Annotated in this window: 18 protein-coding genes; 9 read left to right on the forward strand and 9 right to left on the reverse strand. The window is 69.9% G+C overall.

Annotation, left to right across the window (positions count from 1 at the left end):
• Positions 1–62 precede the first annotated feature (62 nt).
• The 5 genes from D7X96_RS04595 (at position 63) to D7X96_RS04615 (ending at position 4379) form a co-directional block, all read left to right on the forward strand.
• The gene (locus D7X96_RS04595; protein ID WP_120550990.1) at positions 63–806 is read left to right on the forward strand and encodes an energy transducer TonB; all 744 of its coding nucleotides are present in this window, start codon (positions 63–65) and stop codon (positions 804–806) included.
• Between the two features lie 75 nt (positions 807–881).
• Positions 882–1556, forward strand: a complete 675-nt coding sequence (locus tag D7X96_RS04600) for a MotA/TolQ/ExbB proton channel family protein (RefSeq protein WP_120550989.1) — start codon at positions 882–884, stop codon at positions 1554–1556.
• 100 nt (positions 1557–1656) lie between these two features.
• A complete protein-coding gene (locus D7X96_RS04605) occupies positions 1657–2067 on the forward strand; it encodes an ExbD/TolR family protein (RefSeq protein WP_120550988.1) in 411 nt (136 codons plus the stop codon).
• Entirely contained in the window at positions 2067–2582 is a 516-nt protein-coding gene (locus tag D7X96_RS04610; protein WP_120550987.1) for an ExbD/TolR family protein, read from the forward strand. The genes D7X96_RS04605 and D7X96_RS04610 overlap by 1 nt, the downstream gene beginning before the upstream one ends.
• A 198-nt stretch (positions 2583–2780) precedes the next feature.
• Positions 2781–4379, forward strand: a complete 1599-nt coding sequence (locus D7X96_RS04615) for a YifB family Mg chelatase-like AAA ATPase (protein ID WP_120550986.1) — start codon at positions 2781–2783, stop codon at positions 4377–4379.
• Here D7X96_RS04615 and D7X96_RS04620 read toward each other — a convergent pair.
• Positions 4341–5681: an NAD(P)/FAD-dependent oxidoreductase gene (locus tag D7X96_RS04620; RefSeq protein WP_120550985.1), complete on the reverse strand. Its 1341-nt coding sequence runs from the start codon at positions 5679–5681 to the stop codon at positions 4341–4343. The genes D7X96_RS04615 and D7X96_RS04620 overlap by 39 nt on opposite strands.
• A 260-nt stretch (positions 5682–5941) precedes the next feature.
• Between D7X96_RS04620 and recA the strand changes: the two genes are divergently transcribed.
• Complete coding sequence (gene recA, locus D7X96_RS04625; protein WP_120550984.1) at positions 5942–6967, forward strand: recombinase RecA; 1026 nt, start codon at positions 5942–5944, stop codon at positions 6965–6967.
• Here the strand turns inward: recA and D7X96_RS04630 are convergent.
• From D7X96_RS04630 to pssA, 4 genes are read right to left on the reverse strand one after another with little or no spacing between them, the layout of a single operon-like run.
• Positions 6964–7473, reverse strand: coding sequence for a DUF1285 domain-containing protein (locus D7X96_RS04630; RefSeq protein WP_199746974.1), 510 nt, complete (start codon positions 7471–7473; stop codon positions 6964–6966). The genes recA and D7X96_RS04630 overlap by 4 nt on opposite strands.
• Before the next feature lie 57 nt (positions 7474–7530).
• A complete protein-coding gene (locus D7X96_RS04635) occupies positions 7531–9003 on the reverse strand; it encodes a hypothetical protein (RefSeq protein ID WP_121769078.1) in 1473 nt (490 codons plus the stop codon).
• A complete protein-coding gene (locus D7X96_RS04640; RefSeq protein ID WP_121769079.1) occupies positions 9000–10265 on the reverse strand; it encodes a CinA family nicotinamide mononucleotide deamidase-related protein in 1266 nt (421 codons plus the stop codon). The genes D7X96_RS04635 and D7X96_RS04640 overlap by 4 nt, the downstream gene beginning before the upstream one ends.
• 57 nt (positions 10266–10322) lie before the next feature.
• Positions 10323–11180: a CDP-diacylglycerol--serine O-phosphatidyltransferase gene (gene pssA / locus D7X96_RS04645; RefSeq protein ID WP_121725441.1), complete on the reverse strand. Its 858-nt coding sequence runs from the start codon at positions 11178–11180 to the stop codon at positions 10323–10325.
• Positions 11181–11296: 116 nt separating this feature from the next.
• Here pssA and D7X96_RS04650 point away from each other — a divergent pair, with 116 nt between their 5' ends.
• Entirely contained in the window at positions 11297–12415 is a 1119-nt protein-coding gene (locus tag D7X96_RS04650; protein ID WP_120550459.1) for an alpha/beta fold hydrolase, read from the forward strand.
• Here D7X96_RS04650 and D7X96_RS04655 read toward each other — a convergent pair.
• A complete protein-coding gene (locus tag D7X96_RS04655) occupies positions 12406–13905 on the reverse strand; it encodes a DUF1565 domain-containing protein (RefSeq protein ID WP_147468226.1) in 1500 nt (499 codons plus the stop codon). The genes D7X96_RS04650 and D7X96_RS04655 overlap by 10 nt on opposite strands.
• A gap of 325 nt (positions 13906–14230) precedes the next feature.
• On the opposite strand from D7X96_RS04655, the gene D7X96_RS04660 reads away from it, so the two are divergent.
• Positions 14231–14500, forward strand: a complete 270-nt coding sequence (locus D7X96_RS04660; RefSeq protein WP_120550461.1) for an HU family DNA-binding protein — start codon at positions 14231–14233, stop codon at positions 14498–14500.
• Here the strand turns inward: D7X96_RS04660 and D7X96_RS04665 are convergent.
• Positions 14442–15449: a M23 family metallopeptidase gene (locus D7X96_RS04665; RefSeq protein WP_120550462.1), complete on the reverse strand. Its 1008-nt coding sequence runs from the start codon at positions 15447–15449 to the stop codon at positions 14442–14444. The two genes, D7X96_RS04660 and D7X96_RS04665, sit on opposite strands and share 59 nt — an antisense overlap.
• Before the next feature lie 129 nt (positions 15450–15578).
• Positions 15579–16604 carry a low-specificity L-threonine aldolase gene (ltaE, locus tag D7X96_RS04670; protein WP_120550463.1) on the reverse strand — a complete coding sequence of 342 codons (1026 nt, stop codon included), beginning with the start codon at positions 16602–16604 and terminating at the stop codon, positions 15579–15581.
• Between the two features lie 34 nt (positions 16605–16638).
• Here ltaE and nth point away from each other — a divergent pair, with 34 nt between their 5' ends.
• The gene (nth, locus tag D7X96_RS04675) at positions 16639–17352 is read left to right on the forward strand and encodes an endonuclease III (protein ID WP_121724100.1); all 714 of its coding nucleotides are present in this window, start codon (positions 16639–16641) and stop codon (positions 17350–17352) included.
• Here the strand turns inward: nth and def are convergent.
• Complete coding sequence (def, locus tag D7X96_RS04680) at positions 17349–17876, reverse strand: peptide deformylase (RefSeq protein WP_120550464.1); 528 nt, start codon at positions 17874–17876, stop codon at positions 17349–17351. The genes nth and def overlap by 4 nt on opposite strands.
• Positions 17877–17924: the final 48 nt, after the last annotated feature.

Below are 17924 nucleotides of genomic sequence, written 5' to 3' on the forward strand. Positions count from 1 at the left end.
GCCGCCCTTCAATCCGGGCATGGCGGGGACGGGTAGTCCACTGGTGAAGAGGAGTTACGTACATGTTCGATTCAGTCCTTGACCGCGGGCAAGGACCCAGGTCGCGCTTCGGCGTGGGTGCTGGCGTTTCCACAGTGCTCCACGTTGGCCTTCTGGGTCTTGTGGCCTATCTCTCCACGCGTCCGCCTCCCGTGGAGGAGAAGGAGGTCGAGGTCACCCTGAAGGCCACGATGGCGCCTCCGCCTCCGCCTCCGCCTCCGCCTCCCCCGGCGTCGAAGCCGAAGACGGAGAAGAAGGTCACGCCCAAGAAGCCCAAGGACGTGATCGTGCAGCCGAAGGAGATCCCGCAGCAGAAGCCGCAGGAGACGGAGACGGCGCCCGAGCCTGAAGAAGAGGCGAGCGAGTCCGAGGTCGAAGGTGGCGTGGAGGGTGGCGTCGCGGGCGGTGTGGTCGGTGGCGTGGTCGGTGGCGTGATCGGCGGCGTGGTGGGCGGGCAGCTGGGTGGTACGGGTACGGATGTGCTGGCGTTCGGCCAGGGCATGACGCGTCCTGAGAAGATCGCCGGTCCTGAAGTGGCCTATACGCGTGAGGCCCTCGAGGCTCGCGTGCAGGGCCTGATGATCGTGAAGTGCGTGATCACGACCGAGGGAAAGGTCGAGCGCTGCCGCACGATCAAGCCGCTCCCTCACATGGAGCAGGCCGTGATGGACGTGCTCACCGCCTCACGCTACAAGCCGGTCACGTTCCAGGGCAGGCCGGTCGAAGTGCAGTACACGTTCAACTTCAACCTGAAGCTGCCGCGCTGATCCAAAGCAGGCAGTCACGCTTGAGCAGTCCGCCGAACATCACCTCGCGCTCGTGAGGAGGAGCGCTCCACAGCCATGCAATTTACCCTGCTTGATATCTGGCACCACACGGGCCTCTTCGCCCGCATGATCATCTTCACCCTCGCCATCATGTCGGTGGCGTCGCTGGTCGTCATGGCGGAGCGGATCATCGTCTTCCGCAAGACCCGTTCTGACAGCCGCAACTTCGCCGCCAAGATGGGCGCCATCCTCGCGAAGGGCGACCTGACCACCGCGGCGAACACCAACCTGGGCAAGGACGTGGGCCACCTGGGCCGCGTGATCAACTCCGGCCTGACGGCGTACCGGATCACCCCCGGCAACAAGGACCTGGCGGTGGAGTCCGTTGCCCGCGCGCTGGAGCGCCAGGCGCAGCGCGAGGTGCAGAGCCTCAAGCGCGGCCTGGGCCTGCTGGCCACGGTCGGTTCGACGGCGCCGTTCGTCGGTCTGCTCGGCACCACGATGGGTATCGTGAACGCCTTCCAGCTGATGGCGGCCGCGGGCTCCGGCGGTCTGGCGACGATCTCCGCCGGTATCTCCGAGGCGCTCATCACCACGGCGTTCGGTCTGCTCGTGGCGATCCCCGCCGTGATGGCCTACAACTTCCTGCAGGGCTGGGTGGATGCCCGTTCCGTGGACATCTCCGAGTCCTCCAACGAGTTCCTGGACGTGGTGGCGCGTCACGTGGGCGGCGGTTCGCACACGGCCTAGTCGTAGCCCCACCCAGGGGCGTTCCCACCCATGAGGGCGGTCTGGCTGAGAAGCCTCGCTGCCCCGGGGTGGGCGTCCCTTCCCGGACACAGGTGCACGCATGGGAATGTCAGCAGGCCCCAAAGGGGGCATCAAGAGCGAGATCAACGTCACGCCGCTGGTGGACGTGGTGCTGGTGCTCCTCATCATCTTCATGGTCGTGACGCCCATGCTCCAGCGCGGCAAGTCCGTGGAGCTGCCCAAGGCCACGGAGATCGAAAAGGAAGGCAAGGAAGCCGACCCGCTGATCCTCTCCATCACCCCGGACAAGAAGATGTTCGTGGAGAACGATGAGGTCGACGAGAAGGGGCTTCAGGAGAAGATCGCCGCGGAGCTGAGCAAGGATCCAGGCAAGAAGATCCTCCTGAAGGGCGACAACGCCCTGAACGTGGGTGACGTGCGCAAGGTGCTGGACACGGCCCGCAAGGCCAAGGCGAAGCAGATCGCCCTGGGCGTGGAGGAGAAGAAGTAATGTCCCGAGGACACAAGCAGCGTCAGTGGGTCAAGCCCGCGTCCGCGCCGAACTCGGAGATCAACGTCACGCCCCTGGTGGACGTGGTGCTGGTGCTCCTCATCATCTTCATGGTGGTGACCCCCCTCCTGGAGAAGGACATCCTCGTCCGAGTCCCGGAGACGGAGGTGGAGGAGAACCAGCCGCCGCCGGAGCCCGATGATCAGCAGATCGTCGTGCAGGTGGACAAGTCCGGCGCCTACTCCATCAACACGGAGCAGATCCCCGCTTCGGACTACATCGCCCGCCTCAAGCGGATGCTGAACGCCAAGAAGCCGGACGAGAAGGTCGTCTTCTTCATGGCGGACGACGCGGCGAACTACGGCAAGCTCGTGGTGGCGCTGGATGGCGCCCGTGCCGCGGGAGCGAAGATCCTGGGCATGGCCACCGAGCTCCCCCAGAACGCGGTCATCCAGGGCACGCAGACCACGCCGGACGGCGCGCCGCCCGCGCCCCCTGCCCCGCCGACGCCCTGATCCACGCCGTCATCGATTGAATCCGAAGCCCGCTGGCGTTCCGACGCCAGCGGGCTTCTTCATTTCTAGAGCCCCGCGTCCCCACCCGGGACCCGACGTCTGGCGCGATGGATGGCCGTGCGCGGCCGTCCCAGAGGGCGCCGCGCCGGTACAAGCATTGCTCTTCCCTCCTCCCGTACGGGTTGGAAGGGGGAGACGATGCTGGCGAGGGTGCGGTCTGGGGCGTTGATGGGCATCGACGCGGTGGTGGTGGAGTGCGAGGTCGACATGGCTCTCGGGCTGCCCTACTTCAACGTCGTGGGGCTGCCGGAGGGAGCAGCCCGGGAGTCGAAGGTCCGGGTGGTCTCCGCGCTGAAGAACGCGGGCTTCGACCTTCCGCAGAAGCGGATCACCGTCAACCTGGCGCCCGCGGACATCCGCAAGGAGGGGGCGGCGTTCGAGTTGCCCATCGCGCTGGGCGTCCTGGCGGCGGCGCGGTTGATGGAGGAGGAGCCGCTGGAGCGCTACCTCTTTGGCGGTGAGCTGTCGCTGGACGGCTCCATCAAGCCCATCAAGGGGGTGCTCCCGCTGGCCGTGGCGGCACGGAATGGCGGCTTCCAGGGGGTGATGGTCCCCGCCGCCAACGCAGCCGAGGCCGCATTGGTGGAAGGGCTCCAGGTGCTGCCCGTGGCCCACCTGCGAGAGGCCGTGGGTCACCTCACCGGCAAGGCCCCGCTGACGCCGCTGACGCGCACGGGAGGCTCCACGAGCGGGCCTCGCGTGGTGACCGCGGACATGGCCGATGTGCGAGGGCAACCGGAGCTGAAGCTGGCGCTGGAGCTCGCGGCGGCGGGCGGACACAATATCTTGATGGCCGGCCCTCCAGGTTCGGGCAAGACGATGCTGGCGCGACGGCTGCCGGGCATCCTGCCCGAGATGACCTTCGACGAGGCGCTGGAGGTCACGAAGGTCTACTCCATCCTGGGGCTGCTGGGAGATGAGCAGGCATTGATGCGCGAGCGTCCATTCCGCGCGCCCCACCACACCCTGTCGGATGCAGGGCTCGTGGGAGGAGGCCCCACGGCCCGTCCAGGCGAACTGTCCCTGGCGCACCACGGCGTGCTGTTCCTCGACGAGTTGCCGGAGTTCCGCAAGAACGTGCTGGAGGTGCTCCGCCAGCCCCTGGAGGAAGGCGCCATCCACCTGGCGCGCGCCACCCAGCACATCACCTATCCCTGCCGGGTCATGCTGGTGGCGGCGATGAACCCCTGCCCTTGCGGCTACTTCAACGTGCCGGGGCGCAAGTGCGAGTGCCAGGAGCACCGTGTCTTTGCCTACCACGAGCGCATCAGCGGGCCGCTCCTGGACCGCATCGACATCACCGTGCAGACGCGGCCGGTGGAGTACCACCACCTCGCCGCGAGGAACCAGGAACTGCCCAGCCACTACTACCGGCAGCGTGTGGAGGCCGCGCGTGAACGGCAGCGCGCCCGCTTCCACGAGATGCCTGGGGTGCACTGCAATGCCCAGATGCCTTCGCACCTGCTGCGCCGCTACTGCGTGATGTCACCGAAAGCGGAAGAGGCGCTGAGGGACGCGGTCACCCATTTTGGTCTGTCCGCTCGGGCGCATGACCGCATCCTCAAGCTCGCGCTGACGCGCGCGGACCTGGAGGGACACGGACGTATCGAGGCCGTGGACATGCAGCTTGCCGTCGATTGCCGGATGCTCGACCGCCGGGGCTGGCTCCACGCCAATACCCGGGGCGCGGTGGATGCCCTACCCCGTGCCTCTGCGGTCAGACGCGAGAACGGCTGACGCTCCACCCGGCAGCAGTGGCTCCACGCTCCGCTCCTCCAGACGGGGGGCGGGGCCCGTGATGATGCGCGCCGACCTGCCGAAGGTCAGGTACGAGTATGCCCAGTTGAGCAGCACGGCCAGCTTGCTTCGGAATCCAATGAGGAACGTGATGTGGATGAAGAGCCAGGCCAGCCACGCGATGAAGCCGGACTGCTTCACTCGGCGGAAGGCCACGCCCACGGCATGGCCTCTGCCAATGACCGCGTAGGTGCCCCTGTCCCAGTAGCGGAAGGGCTGCATGGGCTGCCCCGCGAGCTGGCGGCGGAGGTTGTGCACCGCGTGCTTGCCCTCCTGCATCGCCGCGGGCGCCACTCCGGGGACCGCGCTTCCGTCCTCCTGTTTCACGAGCGCCAGGTCGCCCACGACGAAGATGTCGGGATGCCCGGGCACGGTGAGTTCGGGCGTCACCGGGACGCGCCCTGCCCTGTCCAACGTCACGCCGAGCGAGCGGGCCACGGGCGAGGCCTCCACCCCCGCGGCCCACAGCACCGTGCGCGCCGCCAGATGTTCCGCGCCCATGTCCACGCCCGCGTCGTCGATGTTCGTGACCCGGGTGCCCGTACGGACCTCGACGCCGAGCCTCTCCAGCACCCCGCGGGCCTCGCCCGAGAGGTTCTCCGGGTAGGTGGGAAGCACGCGGTCCATTCCCTCGATGAGGATGACGCGCGCATCCCGGGGGTCGATGTTCTGGAAATCACCCGACAATGAATTGCGGCTGATCTCCGCCAGCGCGCCCGCCAGCTCCACGCCCGTGGGTCCCGCGCCAATGATGGCGAAGGTGAGCAGCGCGCGGCGGCGCCCGGGGTCCGGCTCGCGTTCGGCCTGCTCGAAGGCGAGCAGCACGCGGCGGCGGATCTCCAGCGCGTCCTCGACGGTCTTCAACCCCATCGAGTGTCGCGACCAGGCGTCATTGCCGAAGTACGAGTGCGTCGCTCCCGTGGCGACGATGAGGAAGTCGTACGACAGTTCGCCATCCGCCAGGAGCACCCGCTTGCGCTCGGGGTCCACGCCGGTCACCTCCGCGAGCAGGACCTGGACGTGATTGCGCCCAAGCATCGCTCGCAGCGGCGCGGCGATGTCGCTGGGGCTGAGCGTCGCCGTAGCCACCTGGTACAGCAGCGGCTGGAAGAGGTGGTGGTTGTGACGGTCCACCATCGTGACGCGAACCCCTGCCTTTCGCAGGTACCGGGCCGCGTAGAGGCCGCCGAAGCCGCCTCCCAGGATGACCACATGGGGAAGGTTCTCACGGGTCGTATTCACGAGAGGGAATGTCACGTCGAGGCGCCGGGGATTCAATGCAAAGCCTTCCATCCCTTCAAGCGGACCTGTCGCACGCCCTCGGGTCTGCTTATGCGGTGGCGCACTCACCTTGTGTCTCTTCTCAGCACCCGGGAGACAGCCTTGCCGCTCCGCCAATCTGGACGGAGTGAGCGGACCTGGACGCCCTTGCAGGCCCTGCTCCCCTGGCTCCTGCGCGGCATGAGCGTTGCTCTGACCGCCGGCGAGGGAGGCAGACACGAATGAGCAGGCTGACGGAGAAGTTGAAGGCAGTGGCGGCGGCGGTGGCGGCCATCGAAAAGCAGTTCGGCCGGGGCGCGGTGATGACGCTCGGCGCGGACGCTCCGGAGCAGAAGGTGGCGGTCATTCCCACGGGTTCGGTGGGGTTGGACCGGGCGCTGGGCGTGGGGGGCTACCCGCGAGGGCGCGTGGTGGAGCTGTTCGGCAACGAGTCCTCCGGCAAGACGACGCTCACCCTGCATGCGATTGCGCAGGTGCAGGCCGTGGGCGGCGTCGCGGCCTTCATCGACGCGGAGCACGCGCTGGACCTGTCCTACGCGCGCAAGCTGGGGGTGCGCACGGAGGAACTGCTCGTGGCGCAGCCGGACACCGGAGAGCAGGCGCTCGAAATCACCGAGCAGCTCGTGCGCTCGGGCGCCGTGGACCTCATCGTGGTGGACTCGGTGGCGGCGCTGGTGCCCCGCGCGGAAATCGAAGGGGAGATGGGCGACGCGCACATGGGCGTCCAGGCGCGGCTGATGAGTCAGGCGCTGCGCAAGCTCACGGGCGCCGTGAGCCGTTCCGGCACCTGCATCATCTTCATCAACCAGATCCGCATGAAGATTGGCGTGATGTTCGGCAACCCGGAAACGACGACGGGTGGCAACGCGCTGAAGTTCTACGCGTCGGTGCGGATGGAGATCCGCCGCACGGGCAACCTCAAGGACGGCGACGCGGTGGTGGGCTCACGGGCCCGCGTGAAGGTGGTGAAGAACAAGCTGGCGCCCCCGTTCCAGGAGGCGGAGTTCGACGTGCTCTATGGCACGGGCATCCACCGCGCCGCCGAGGTGCTGGACCTGGCCGTGAGCGCGGGCGTGGTGGAGAAGTCGGGCAGCCACTTCAGCCTGCGCGGAGAGCGCATCGGCCAGGGCCGCGAGCGGGCGTGCGAGTGGCTGCGAGAGCACCCGGACGTCCTGGAGTCCCTCGCCCGCGACCTGGTGGGGGCCACCGCGCCGTCCGTGCCGTCCGCGTCCGCCGAGGCGGCCTAGGTCGCGGCCTGGAGCGCATCCAGCGAGAGGGGGACCTCCCATTGGCGTTGACCCGCGCGCAGCACCAGGTGCCCTCCGGGGCCCTCTTCCAGGAGCTCACCGAACTGGTACTGCGCATCCCGGGAGAAGCGGGCCTTTGCCCTGCCCTGCTTCACGCGGCAGGTGAGGACTCCGTCCGGCGTGAGCTGGAGCGATGCCAGGTCCAGCGCTTCCGCCGTCCGGTCACTCAGGCGCAGGGACACGCGCTCGTCCGGGGTGACGTCCACGGTGCGGACCTCGTAGGCCGCGTCCTCCACCTGGACGTAGCACCAGTCCGGGGCGATGCGGAGCTGGTAGCGCCCGTCGTCATCCAGGACCAGCGAGGCGTTGAAGAGCTCGATGATCTTCGGGTGCTCGATGGGCTCGTCGTCGTGCCACCAGCGCAACGCCGCATCCAGGCGGATGCCGCTGTCCTCACGGGTGTGCCAACGCTTGCCTGGAGGGGGCTGGCCGGTGGGAGGTTGCATGTCGCCCTTGATGTGCGGGTGGGGCCCGGCGGATTCAAGCCGCCGGGGCCTGGAGGCCTACCAGTTCCGGACGAACTCCGTGTAGCCACGGAAGGCCACGGCTCCCCAGAAGTTCACCAGCACGCCAAGCGCCAGCACGGCCACCACCGCGCGGTTGCGCAGCGACCATCCGCCAATGGCGAAGAGCAGCAGCAGGTAGGGCGTGTAGTCCAGGCTGAACCGGAAGCCGAACTGCATGTAACCGGTGTTCTGGTAGAAGAGCCCCGGCAGCGCGCACACCGCCACGGTCAGCCACAGGGGCCAGTGCAGCCGGGGACGCGTGCGGGGGACCAGCAGGAACACCAGCAGGGGCAGCGTGAGCAGCAGCGTCAGCCCATGCGGGTCGTACGACAGCCGCAACGGAGACAGCGACACCTGCGGCAGCTTGAGGAACGCGGCCTGGATGTTGCGCGACAGGTACTCGAGGTTGAAGAGCCCGAAGCGGTCGATGTCCGCGTTCACCCGGTTGTTGTAGAAGTACGAGTGACCGAACTCGCCCAGCTTGCCGAAGCGGTAGAAGTTGTACGCGGCGGCGAGCGACGCGATGGGCGCGGCCCCCGCGCCGAAGAGGGCGAGCTTGCGCAGGGCGGGCTTCCACGCGGAGGGAAGGGCCTTCAGCTGGGCCAGCCGGTCCGGCCCGGGGCAGAGCGCCTCCAGGACGAAGAAGAGGCCCGCGAACACCAGCGGCGTGCGGGTGAGCACGGCCATGGAGAAGAAGAGGCCCGCGAGCACGGGGCGCCGGGCCTTGACGGAGTTGCGCACGTACAGACACGTGAGCGCCACGCCCATCACCTGCGCGCTGAACCAGACCTCGCCCCGGATGGCGCAGTAGAAGAACAGCGTGCCGAAGGCGAGCACCAGCGACAGCGCCACGTTGTCATTGCGGTTGCGCTCCGTCTCTCCCTCCTGCGCGAGGAAGCGCAGCAGCGAGTAGAAGAGCGCCACCGCGAGCGCGCCCACGAAGACGCCGAAGGACGTGTCGTTGAACTGGTAGCCGTGCAGCGCCACGAACGGGAGCATCACGACCGCGGGGAAGGACGGGAAGCTGACGAACCAGCGGTCATCGCGGAGCACGCGCCCCTCGCACCGCACCTTGTGTCCGTCCACCAGCCGCACGCAGGCCCAGTCCTCCAGGTTGGGCAATACCTGGGGGTCCACGTCGAGCCGGCCGTCCAGCCAGGACTGCGCCTGGTAGATGAAGTGCGGCGCGGCGCTCTGCCGGAGGAAGCGCTGCGAGCTGAAGCTGGCCAGCACCGCGAACGCGACCAGGAACAGCACCACCTCCACCCGGTAGGCCGACAGCCACAGGCGCACCGCGCCGCGCACCGGATGCGCTCCCGCTCCTGCTGGGGACGGAGGGGGACTGTCGGGCGGCGCGGAGGGCTCGGGCGTGGCCGGGACAGGCTCGCTCATGGCGGCGGGGGCCGGGGGCACCGGGGACGGTGTCTCCACGGAGGAAGGACGGGGACGCTTTGACTTGGAGCGGCTCATGGCGACACAGGGGCGGCGAGCAGGTGCAACCTCAACATTTCCAGCACGTGGGACGCGGCGAACAGGCGGACCCGGTCCCGGTCACCCGCGAGCGAGATGCGCTCACAGCGGGGCTCCATGCCGGGGCCGGCCAGTCCGCAGTACACGGTGCCCACGGGGTCCTCGGGCGTGCCTCCGCCGGGTCCCGCGTAGCCCGTGACGGACAGGCCGAACGTGGCGCCACATGCGGCGCGGACGCCTTCCGCCATGGCGAGCGCCGTCTGGGAGGACACCGCGCTGTGCTTCGCGAGGACGTCCGCGGGCACACCCACCCAGGCGGACTTCATCTTCTCCGAGTAGACGACCGCGCCGCCGATGAAGACCTGGCTGGAGCCCGGGATGGCCGTGAGCTGCTGCGCGATGAGGCCTCCCGTGCAGCTCTCCGCTACCGCCAGCGTATGGCCGCCCCGCGCCAGCAGTTCGAGGAGGACGGGCGCGTATTCGCGGCCATCCGCGCCGTAGACGTGCGTGCCCAGCACCTGCCGGCACGCGGTCTCCGCGGCGGCGAGCGCGGCGTCCGCCTCCGCCTGCGAGGGGGCCTCCGCCATCAGCTTCAGGTGGTTCTCCGGCGCGTGCGTCCGGAAGCCGAACACCACCCGGGGATGGTTGGGGGCCAGGGGCATCACCCGCTCGTTCAGCACGGACTCGGGCAGGCGCACGGTTCGCAGCAGGCGGAAGGCCCGGAACGTCCGGTGGGCTTCCACCGCGAGCCAGGTCCGCACGCGCGGCAATACCTCTCCGTCCACCAGGGCGCGGTACTCGCGCGGGACACCCGGCAGGAAGAACAGGTGGGCTCGGCCCAACCGCTGGATGACCAGCGGCGCGGAGCCCTGTGGGTTGCGCACCGGCTCGGTGCCCGTGGGGATGCGCGCCATGCGCAGGGCGCCGGGATTCAGGGCCATGCCCCGCGCGGCGTAGCGCTCCTTCAACCAGCCGAGCACTCGCGCGTCCTCTTGCATGGACACGCCCGCGGCGGCGGCGGCGCACTCCAGCGTGAAGTCGTCCGACGTGGGGCCGAGGCCTCCCGAGACGATGACCACGTCCGCGCGCGCCGAGGCCTCCAGCAGCGCGCCCGTGATGTCCGGACGCACGTCGCCCACCACCGTGACCCGTTCGACCTTCACACCCAGGTCGAAGAGGCGGGCTTCCAGCCAGGTGCTGTTGGTGTCCGTGATGAGGCCGGTGACGAGCTCGTCACCGGTGCACAGCAGCTCGACGCGCATGGGCCGGGCATCCTAGCGGCCAGCACGGCCCGCGTCCCGGCTCCCGCGCCTGACTGCTCAGAGGAACGCGGGACCGTCGTCCGTGGTGGCGTTGGGCTCGGAGTCCTCGTCGTCGTCCTCGTCGAGCCCGGCCGCCACCACCACCGCCGCGACGGCGCCGACCTTGCGCGACGCCAGCCGGCTGCGCACGGAGACCGCGGACTCCACCAGCCCCATGAGCAGGTACGCGGCGAAGTACGTCACCAGCACCCAGGCCGGGTGGAAGCGCTGGGCGATGAACGCGCCCGCGAGCGCCATGACCATGAAGACGAGCGCCGTCTTGCGGCTGGGACGCGCGTCCTTGAAGGTGCGGTAGCGCACCGTGGACACCATCAGCAGCGACAGGGCGCCCACCGCCACCGCCACCGGCAGGCGCGCGCCGTCACCGAGCGCCTCGCCCTGCGTGGCCACGTGGTGGGAGATGATGAGCGAGACGAGCACGCCGGCCGCCAGCGGGATGGGCAGCCCCACGAAGAAGCTTCCGCCACCGCCGTGCGGGTTGCGCATGGCGAGCACGTTGAAGCGCGCCAGCCGCATGGCGCCGCAGGCCATGAACGCGAAGGAGATGAACAGGCCCCAGAAGCCCATGGGGGCCAACGCCCACTTGTAGACGAGCAGCGCCGGCGCCGCGCCAAAGGACATGACGTCCGCGAGGCTGTCGAGTTGCATGCCGAAGTCGCTCTGCGTCTTCGTCAGGCGGGCCACCCGTCCGTCGAACCCGTCGAAGAACATGGCGAAGAGGATGGCCAGGGCCGCCTGGTACAGCTGCACCGGTTCAGCCTCACCCGAGCACAGGGTGATGGCGTAGAAGCCACAGAAGATGGAAGTGACGGTGAAGAGGTTCGGGAGCACGAACATCAGTTTCCGCAGCTTCATCGTTCCCTCGACTTCCCCAGGTGGTCGGCTGCCCATGTGGCAGAAACGGCGAGGGAACGGACCTTAGCAGGGTTTTATTCGCGCCGGAGTCAGTCCCCGGTCGCATGGGAGGAGAAATGCCGTACGGGCAGTGGGCCCTGTGGGGATTGACCGCGGCGGCCGTCCTGCTGCTGGTGAACGTGGCGTGGGTGCTGCTCGTGCGGCGGTGGTATCGCCTCAAGGGGCCCCTTCCCGAGATGCTGCGCGTGAAGTGCGCGGATGGGTGGGAACTGACCGTGCACGCCCGCCGGGCGCCGGTGCGCCGCTTCGCGGAGCCCGTCCTCCTGTGCCACGGGCTGGCGGCCAACCGCTTCACCTTCGACTTCGAGCCGCCCTACTCCGTGGCCCACTACCTCACCGAGGCCGGCTTCGACTGCTTCAGCGTGGAGTGGCGCGGCACGGGGCACTCGCAGCGTCCGCCCAGGGGACGGCGGCCCACGGACTTCACCGTCGACGACCACATCACCCACGACGGGCCGGCCCTGCTGGAGCTGGCGCTGAAGGAGACCGGCGCGAAGCAGGCGTTCTGGCTGGGCCACTCCTTGGGAGGCCTGGTGGGGTACGGCGTGGCGCAGGGGCCCGAGGGCGTGAAGCTGGCGGGCCTGCTCGAGCTGGGAGCGCCGGTGTACCTCAAGTCCGAGCCGTTCCTGCGGACGCTCATCTCGCTGGGCGTGCGCGCGGCGTGGCCCGGGAGCATCCGGCAGTCGTGGGTGAGCGCCAGCATGGCGCCCTTCCTGGGCTACCTCGCGCTGCCGCTGTCGGACATCGTCGTGAATCCCCGGCACGTCCCGCCGCGCGTCCTGCGGCAGCTGTCCGTCAACATGATGGCGGCGATGAGCCGCAAGGTGCTGCTCCAGTTCCAGGACTGGATCTCCCACGACGCGTTCCGCTCCTACGACCGCAAGACGGACTGGCGCGCGGGCATCGCGAAGCTCCAGCTGCCCGTGCTGGTGATGGGCGGCAGCGCGGACCGCCTGGCCACCTCGGCCAACGTGGAGGCGCAGTACGCGCTGCTCACGTCGCCGGATCGCACCCTGCACGTCTTTGGCCGGGACCGCGGGGACAAGATGGATTACGGCCACGGGGACCTCATCTTCGGCACCGGCGCGCCCGAGGAGGTCTACCCCGTCATTCGCGAGTGGCTCGAGCAGCGCGCCACGCCCCTGCCCCCCACGTCCGCGCCCGCTCAGGGCTGAGGCGCGCGGGCGTCGAGCTGGACACAGGGGGCGCGAAGGCCTCGCGTGGTGCTGGCGTCGACGTGGCGCAGGTGGACGCGCGTCTGGCCCTCGCAGTCGGTGGAGACGAGCTCGCCTTGAGCGTCCTTCGCGGTGAGGTCCTCCACCTGCAACTGGCCCTCTTCGATGGCCAGCAGGATGGAGCCGGAGGTGTCACGCACGTCGATGTTGCGTGACGTCAGGGTGGCCCGCGAGTCCACCGCCACCGCGGCGAGCCCGCATCCCGAGAGCCGGGCCTTGCGGAGCGCCACCTTCGCCCGCTGCGAGGCCAGCACGCACGAGCCCCTGGCGCCCTCGACGGTCACGGTGTCGACGTCCGCGTCCACGTTGCGCAGGTGGAGCCCGTCACCCGCGATGCCATCCGCGGTGCTCACGCCCGTGATGACTCCGTCCCGCAGGCGCACGCGGCCCTGCAGCGCCACCACGCCGTACTCCCTCGAGCCCTCCAGGCGGAAGCGCCGCACCTCCAGGTCCGAGGCGGTGAGCTGCAGCGCGCCGTAGTTGCCCGCGTCCTTCACGACCACGTCCTCCAGGAGCCCGGTGGCCGCCGTGAGCCCCAGGCCCGCGCGCGTGGCGTGCTCCGAGGTGAAGCCCCGCACCGACAGCCGGGCCCGGTTGGCCGTCACGCCGTACTCGTGGCCCTGGACCCGCACGTCCACCAGCGTCAGCGCGCCCTCCACGGTGGAGAACGCCGTGCCCGTGCCTCCCGAGACCCGCGCCCGTTCGACCTCGGCCGTGCCGCCCTCCTGGCTCAGCGCCATCCGGGCTCCCTGGACGCACACGCCCTCCAGGCGGACCGTGGCGCCGCCCCGGGTCCGGACGGCGCGATCAAACGGCCCCACGAACGCGCTGTCCCGGAGGATCAGCGAGGGCGCGGCCTCCGGGGTTCCGGCCTCCACGAGCACGCCCAGTGCCGTGCCTGCCGGCTTCGGTGCCGGGGCGGCGGGTGGATCACAGGTCCATGCCTGGCTGTCCGCTCCGGCCTCGAAGCGCAGGCCCCTGCCCTCCAGCGGGCCCGCCCCCAGCCGGATGGCGCCCCGGGCCTGGTTCCGGAAGGTCACCGCCTGGACCCGCACGGGCCCCCGGGCGTCCAGGCCCCAGCCTCCTCCCTCCACCGTCAGGCCTTCCAGGGAGGTGTCCCCGGAGGCGTCCACCACGGTGGCCCCGGGGTCCGTGGCCGCCAGGATCGTGGCGAGGCCCTTCCCCACGAGCCGCGTGCCGTCCGGGAGCCGGAGGGGCCCCTCGTAGCGGCCGGTGGCCAGGTGCACCTGCTTCGGGCCGGGGCGGGCCAGGGCCTCCGTCAGCGATCGCAGGGGCCGCTCCCGGGTGCCTTCACCACCAGGGGCCGCCGCTGCGTCCACCCAGAGCTCCGCCGCCGCCTGGGGACGCGGCGCGGGCCGTGAGCAGGCGAACAGTAAGGCGAGGAGCCATGGCAGCAGTCGGGTGGGCACGCGGGCAGGCATCCTAGCCCCTTGATGGCACCCTGCTGGAGCTGGATCAGGAGCGACTGCTAAGTGATCGATTTCCCAATGCCTTTCATCCGGAAGCGATCAGCACGCGATCACTCCCCCTGATGGGAAAAGGAGGAGTGTGAGGCTGTATCAAAAGATGCGATCCTCCACTCTCTCTACAGGGTGTATTTTCAGAGGCGAGTTTTCATCCAGAGGCCGATTTTCCGGCCTCGGAGCAGGTGGCGCATTGACAGTCGAAACCTCGATTTGTTACCTCCGCCATCCGCTCGTTCAACGCCAGACAACGCACAGAGGGAGGGGTGTCATGACCAAGGCAGAGCTCGTGGAGGTGGTGGCTGCGCAGTCGAGGCTCACGAAGAAGCAGGCCGCCCAGATCCTCGACAGCGTCTTCACCAACATCGGCAAGGCGGTGAAGAAGGACACGCGCTTCAGCTACCCCGGGTTCGGCACGTGGTCGCTGCGCTCGCGCAAGGCGCGCAAGATCCGCAACCCGCAGACCAACGAGATGATGAAGCTCAAGGCGTCGAAGACGGTCGGCTTCCGCCCCGCCAAGGAGCTGAAGAACTCGCTGTAGTCGCTTCCTGCGACGTGTCCGGGTCCGCTTCGGGGGCGACGAGCGCCTCCAGCGGATCCAACGCGCTGCCGTCGTGCCAGAGCTCGAAGTGGACGTGGACGCCGGTCGCGAGACCCGTGTCCCCCGCGAGCCCCACGACGTCGCCCCTGCCCAGCACCTCGCCCGTCGTGACCAGGACCTCGGACAGGTGGCTGTAGCGCGTCACCCACTGGCCCGCGTGCTGGACCTCCACCATCTTGCCGTGGTCCCCGTTCCAGCCGGCGCGCAGGACGACGCCCTTGTCCGCGACGCCCACGGGCTGTCCCCTCCGGGCCGCCAGGTCCACGCCCGAGTGGCGGCGCAGCCGACCGGTGATGGGGTGCCAGCGCTCGCCATAGAGGCTGGTGATGGTGACCGGCTCCACGGGCCAGGCGAGGCGCGGCGGGCCGAAGGTCTCCTCCGCTGGCGTCTGCGCCCAGCGGCGCAGCGTGGACGCGCGCACGATGAGGCGGCCCACGCGCACCACCACGGCCTCCGCGAGCGCGCCCGGCATGTCGCCGTAGAGGCGCGCGTCCTGCTCCAGCTCCGCCTCCATCACGCCCCGCGCGCGCGTCAGGTCGCGGGTGTCGGTCTGCTCCACCGGCAGGTCCAGGAAGGCGTCCAGGGCCGCGTTCACCGCTTCCCAGTTGCGCACCTGCTCCACGGGCATGGCGCTGCCGCGCGGGGCCTTGGCGCGGAGGGCCTGGGCCTTCTCGGCGAACAGGGCGAGGCGCGCTTCCAGCTCCGGGGAGCGCACGGGCGCCAGGGGGCCCCGGGCGTGCCTGGGTTCGTGGGGGAGGAAGGGGGTGCTGTCGCTGACGAAGCCGCTTTCGCCCGAGGTGGCGTACAGCTCCTCAAAGCTCATCTTCTCGCGCTGCGGCGTCGCGCAGGCGGAGAGGGCCAGCAGGGCTAGGACGGCGGGTCGGCGCACGGCGGGACGAACCTACCACGCTCCCGGCCGTCCACCCGTTCGCGGCCGTGGATCATTCCTCCAGCGCACAGGTGCGAGCGGTCCGCACCTGGCGTGGACAGAAGGTCGTCCCGGGGTCGGAGGGGACCGTCAGCTGGCGAAGGCCTTGCGGATGCGCGCCAGGGCGTCGTCGATGTCCGCCGTGGACACGTCCAGGTGGCACACGAGCCGGATGGAGTGCGGGCCGGTGGGGTTGGCGAGCACGCCCTGCTTCAGGAGCAGCGCGGAGGCCTCCGCGGCGGGGCGCACGAGGTCCGCGAACACCATGTTCGTCTCCACGCGCGCCAGGTCCACCTTCACGCCCGGCACCTGGGCCAGGCCTTCCGCCAGCCGGCGCGCGTTGGCGTGGTCCTCGGCCAGGCGCTCCACGTGGTGCTCCAGCGCGTACAGCGCCGCCGCCGCGAGGATGCCCGCCTGCCGCATGCCGCCGCCCAGCCGCTTGCGCAGCCGCCGCGCCTCGCGAATCACGTCCTTCTTGCCCGCGAGCGCCGAGCCCACCGGCGCGCCCAGCCCCTTGGAGAAGCACACCGACGTGGAGTCCGTCAGCGACGCCCACGCGGACGCGGGCTGGCCCGCCGCCACCTGCGCGTTGAACAGGCGCGCGCCGTCCAGGTGCACCGCGAGCCCGGCCTTGCGCCCCGCGTCCACCACCGCGCGGAAGCGCTCCACCGGCCACACCGTGCCGCCGCCGCGGTTGTGCGTGTTCTCCAGCGAGAGCAGCCTCGTGCGCGGGGCGTGGATGTTGTCCTCGCGCACCGCCGCCGTGACGGTCTCCGGCTTCAGCAGGCCCCGCTCGCCCTGCAGGGGTCCGGGCTGCACGCCCCACAGCGCCGGCACCGCGCCGCCCTCGTACTGGAGGATGTGGCTGCCCTCCTCCGTGAGGACTTCGTCGCCGGGGCGGCAGTACGCGCCGATGGCGATCTGGTTCGCCTGCGTGCCGGAGGGGACGAAGACCGCGGCCTCCAGTCCGAGCAGTCCGGCGACGCGCTCCTCCAGGCGGCGCACCGTGGGGTCCTCGCCGTAGACGTCGTCGCCGACCTCCGCGTCGGCCATGAGGCGGCGCATGGCGGGCGTGGGCTTCGTCACGGTGTCGGAGCGGAAGTCGATGGGCTTCATGGTTCTCCTCGCTGCGTGGAAAGAGAGGCCCGCCATGGTGCTTGGGCAGGGCCGCTCCGTGACATACAACGCCCGCGTGGCCCGGCGAGAGACAGTGGGTGAGAAGCGGCAGCGCGCGGTGGCGGTCCTGGACGGTCTGGAGGCAGCCATGCCGGACGCCCGCATCGAGCTGGACTACCGCACGCCGCTGGAGCTGCTGGTCGCCGTCATCCTGTCCGCGCAGTGCACCGACAAGCGCGTCAACCTGGTGACCCCTGCCCTGTTCGCCCGCTTCCCGGATGCGCGGGCCTACGCGAGCGTCGAGCCCACCGACGTGGAGCCCTTCATCCGCACCTGCGGGCTGTACCGCGCGAAGGCGAAGAACATCGTGGCCACGGCGCGCGCGCTCGTGGCCGAGCATGGCGGGCAGGTGCCGCTGGTGCGCGACACGCTGGCGGAGCTGCCGGGCGTGGGGCTGAAGACGGCGGGCGTGGTGTGCATCCACCTGGGCGGCGACGCGGCCTTCCCCGTGGACACGCACGTGAAGCGGCTGGCGTACCGGCTGGGCTTCACCCCCCACGAAGATCCGGACAAGGTGGAGAAGGACCTGCAGGCGCTGCTGCCTCGCGAGCGGTGGACGCTGGGGCATCAGCTGCTGGTGTGGCACGGGCGACGCACGTGCTTCGCGCGCTCGCCCGATTGCGGCTCCTGCGTGGTGGCGGCGCGGTGCCCGAAGAAGGGCGTGCGCGCCACCGCGAAGGTTGTTTAAGCGGACGCCGGAGCGCCCTGCTCGCGCGAGGCCTTGAGCTTCTTCATGCGCTTGCGGATGAACTCGCGCTTGAGCGTGGAGACGTGGTCCACGAAGACGGTGCCGTCCAGGTGGTCCGTCTCGTGCTGCACGGCGATGGCCAAGAGGCCGTCACAGCGCAGCGTCTGCTCCTGGCCCTCTTCGTCCAGGTAGCGCACGGTGGCGACGGCGGCGCGGTCCACGTCCTCGGCCTCACCGGGGATGGAGAGGCAGCCCTCCGTGTAGGTCGTCTCCCCTTCGAGCGAGACGAACTGCGGGTTGATCATCGCCAGGGGCTTGGACTCCGGCTGCTGCGGCCGGGTGTCCAGGACGATGATGCGCTGGAGGATGCCCACCTGCGGCGCGGCGAGACCGACGCCTTCCGCGGCGTACATGGTCTCGAACATGTCCTTGATGAGCGCGCGGACCTTGTCGTCCACCTTCGCCACCGGCTGGGCCTTCTGCTTCAGGATGGGGTCGGGCCAGATGAGAATCTCGCGAACCATGGAGGGGACTCTTAACCCCTCCGGACCGCGACGGGCAACCGTTCCACC

It is taken from the genome of Corallococcus interemptor, assembly GCF_003668875.1.
In the GTDB taxonomy this organism is placed as follows: Bacteria; Myxococcota; Myxococcia; order Myxococcales; family Myxococcaceae; genus Corallococcus; species Corallococcus interemptor.

Coding starts and splice junctions, on each gene's coding strand:
- D7X96_RS04595 (WP_120550990.1), top strand. CDS start 63: ATGTTCGATTCAGTCCTTGACCGCGGGCAAGGACCCAGGTCGCGCTTC.
- D7X96_RS04600 (WP_120550989.1), top strand. CDS start 882: ATGCAATTTACCCTGCTTGATATCTGGCACCACACGGGCCTCTTCGCC.
- D7X96_RS04605 (WP_120550988.1), top strand. CDS start 1,657: ATGGGAATGTCAGCAGGCCCCAAAGGGGGCATCAAGAGCGAGATCAAC.
- D7X96_RS04610 (WP_120550987.1), top strand. CDS start 2,067: ATGTCCCGAGGACACAAGCAGCGTCAGTGGGTCAAGCCCGCGTCCGCG.
- D7X96_RS04615 (WP_120550986.1), top strand. CDS start 2,781: ATGCTGGCGAGGGTGCGGTCTGGGGCGTTGATGGGCATCGACGCGGTG.
- recA (WP_120550984.1), top strand. CDS start 5,942: ATGAGCAGGCTGACGGAGAAGTTGAAGGCAGTGGCGGCGGCGGTGGCG.
- D7X96_RS04630 (WP_199746974.1), bottom strand. CDS start 7,473: ATGCAACCTCCCACCGGCCAGCCCCCTCCAGGCAAGCGTTGGCACACC.
- D7X96_RS04635 (WP_121769078.1), bottom strand. CDS start 9,003: ATGAGCCGCTCCAAGTCAAAGCGTCCCCGTCCTTCCTCCGTGGAGACA.
- D7X96_RS04640 (WP_121769079.1), bottom strand. CDS start 10,265: ATGCGCGTCGAGCTGCTGTGCACCGGTGACGAGCTCGTCACCGGCCTC.
- pssA (WP_121725441.1), bottom strand. CDS start 11,180: ATGAAGCTGCGGAAACTGATGTTCGTGCTCCCGAACCTCTTCACCGTC.
- D7X96_RS04650 (WP_120550459.1), top strand. CDS start 11,297: ATGCCGTACGGGCAGTGGGCCCTGTGGGGATTGACCGCGGCGGCCGTC.
- D7X96_RS04660 (WP_120550461.1), top strand. CDS start 14,231: ATGACCAAGGCAGAGCTCGTGGAGGTGGTGGCTGCGCAGTCGAGGCTC.
- ltaE (WP_120550463.1), bottom strand. CDS start 16,604: ATGAAGCCCATCGACTTCCGCTCCGACACCGTGACGAAGCCCACGCCC.
- nth (WP_121724100.1), top strand. CDS start 16,639: ATGGTGCTTGGGCAGGGCCGCTCCGTGACATACAACGCCCGCGTGGCC.
- def (WP_120550464.1), bottom strand. CDS start 17,876: ATGGTTCGCGAGATTCTCATCTGGCCCGACCCCATCCTGAAGCAGAAG.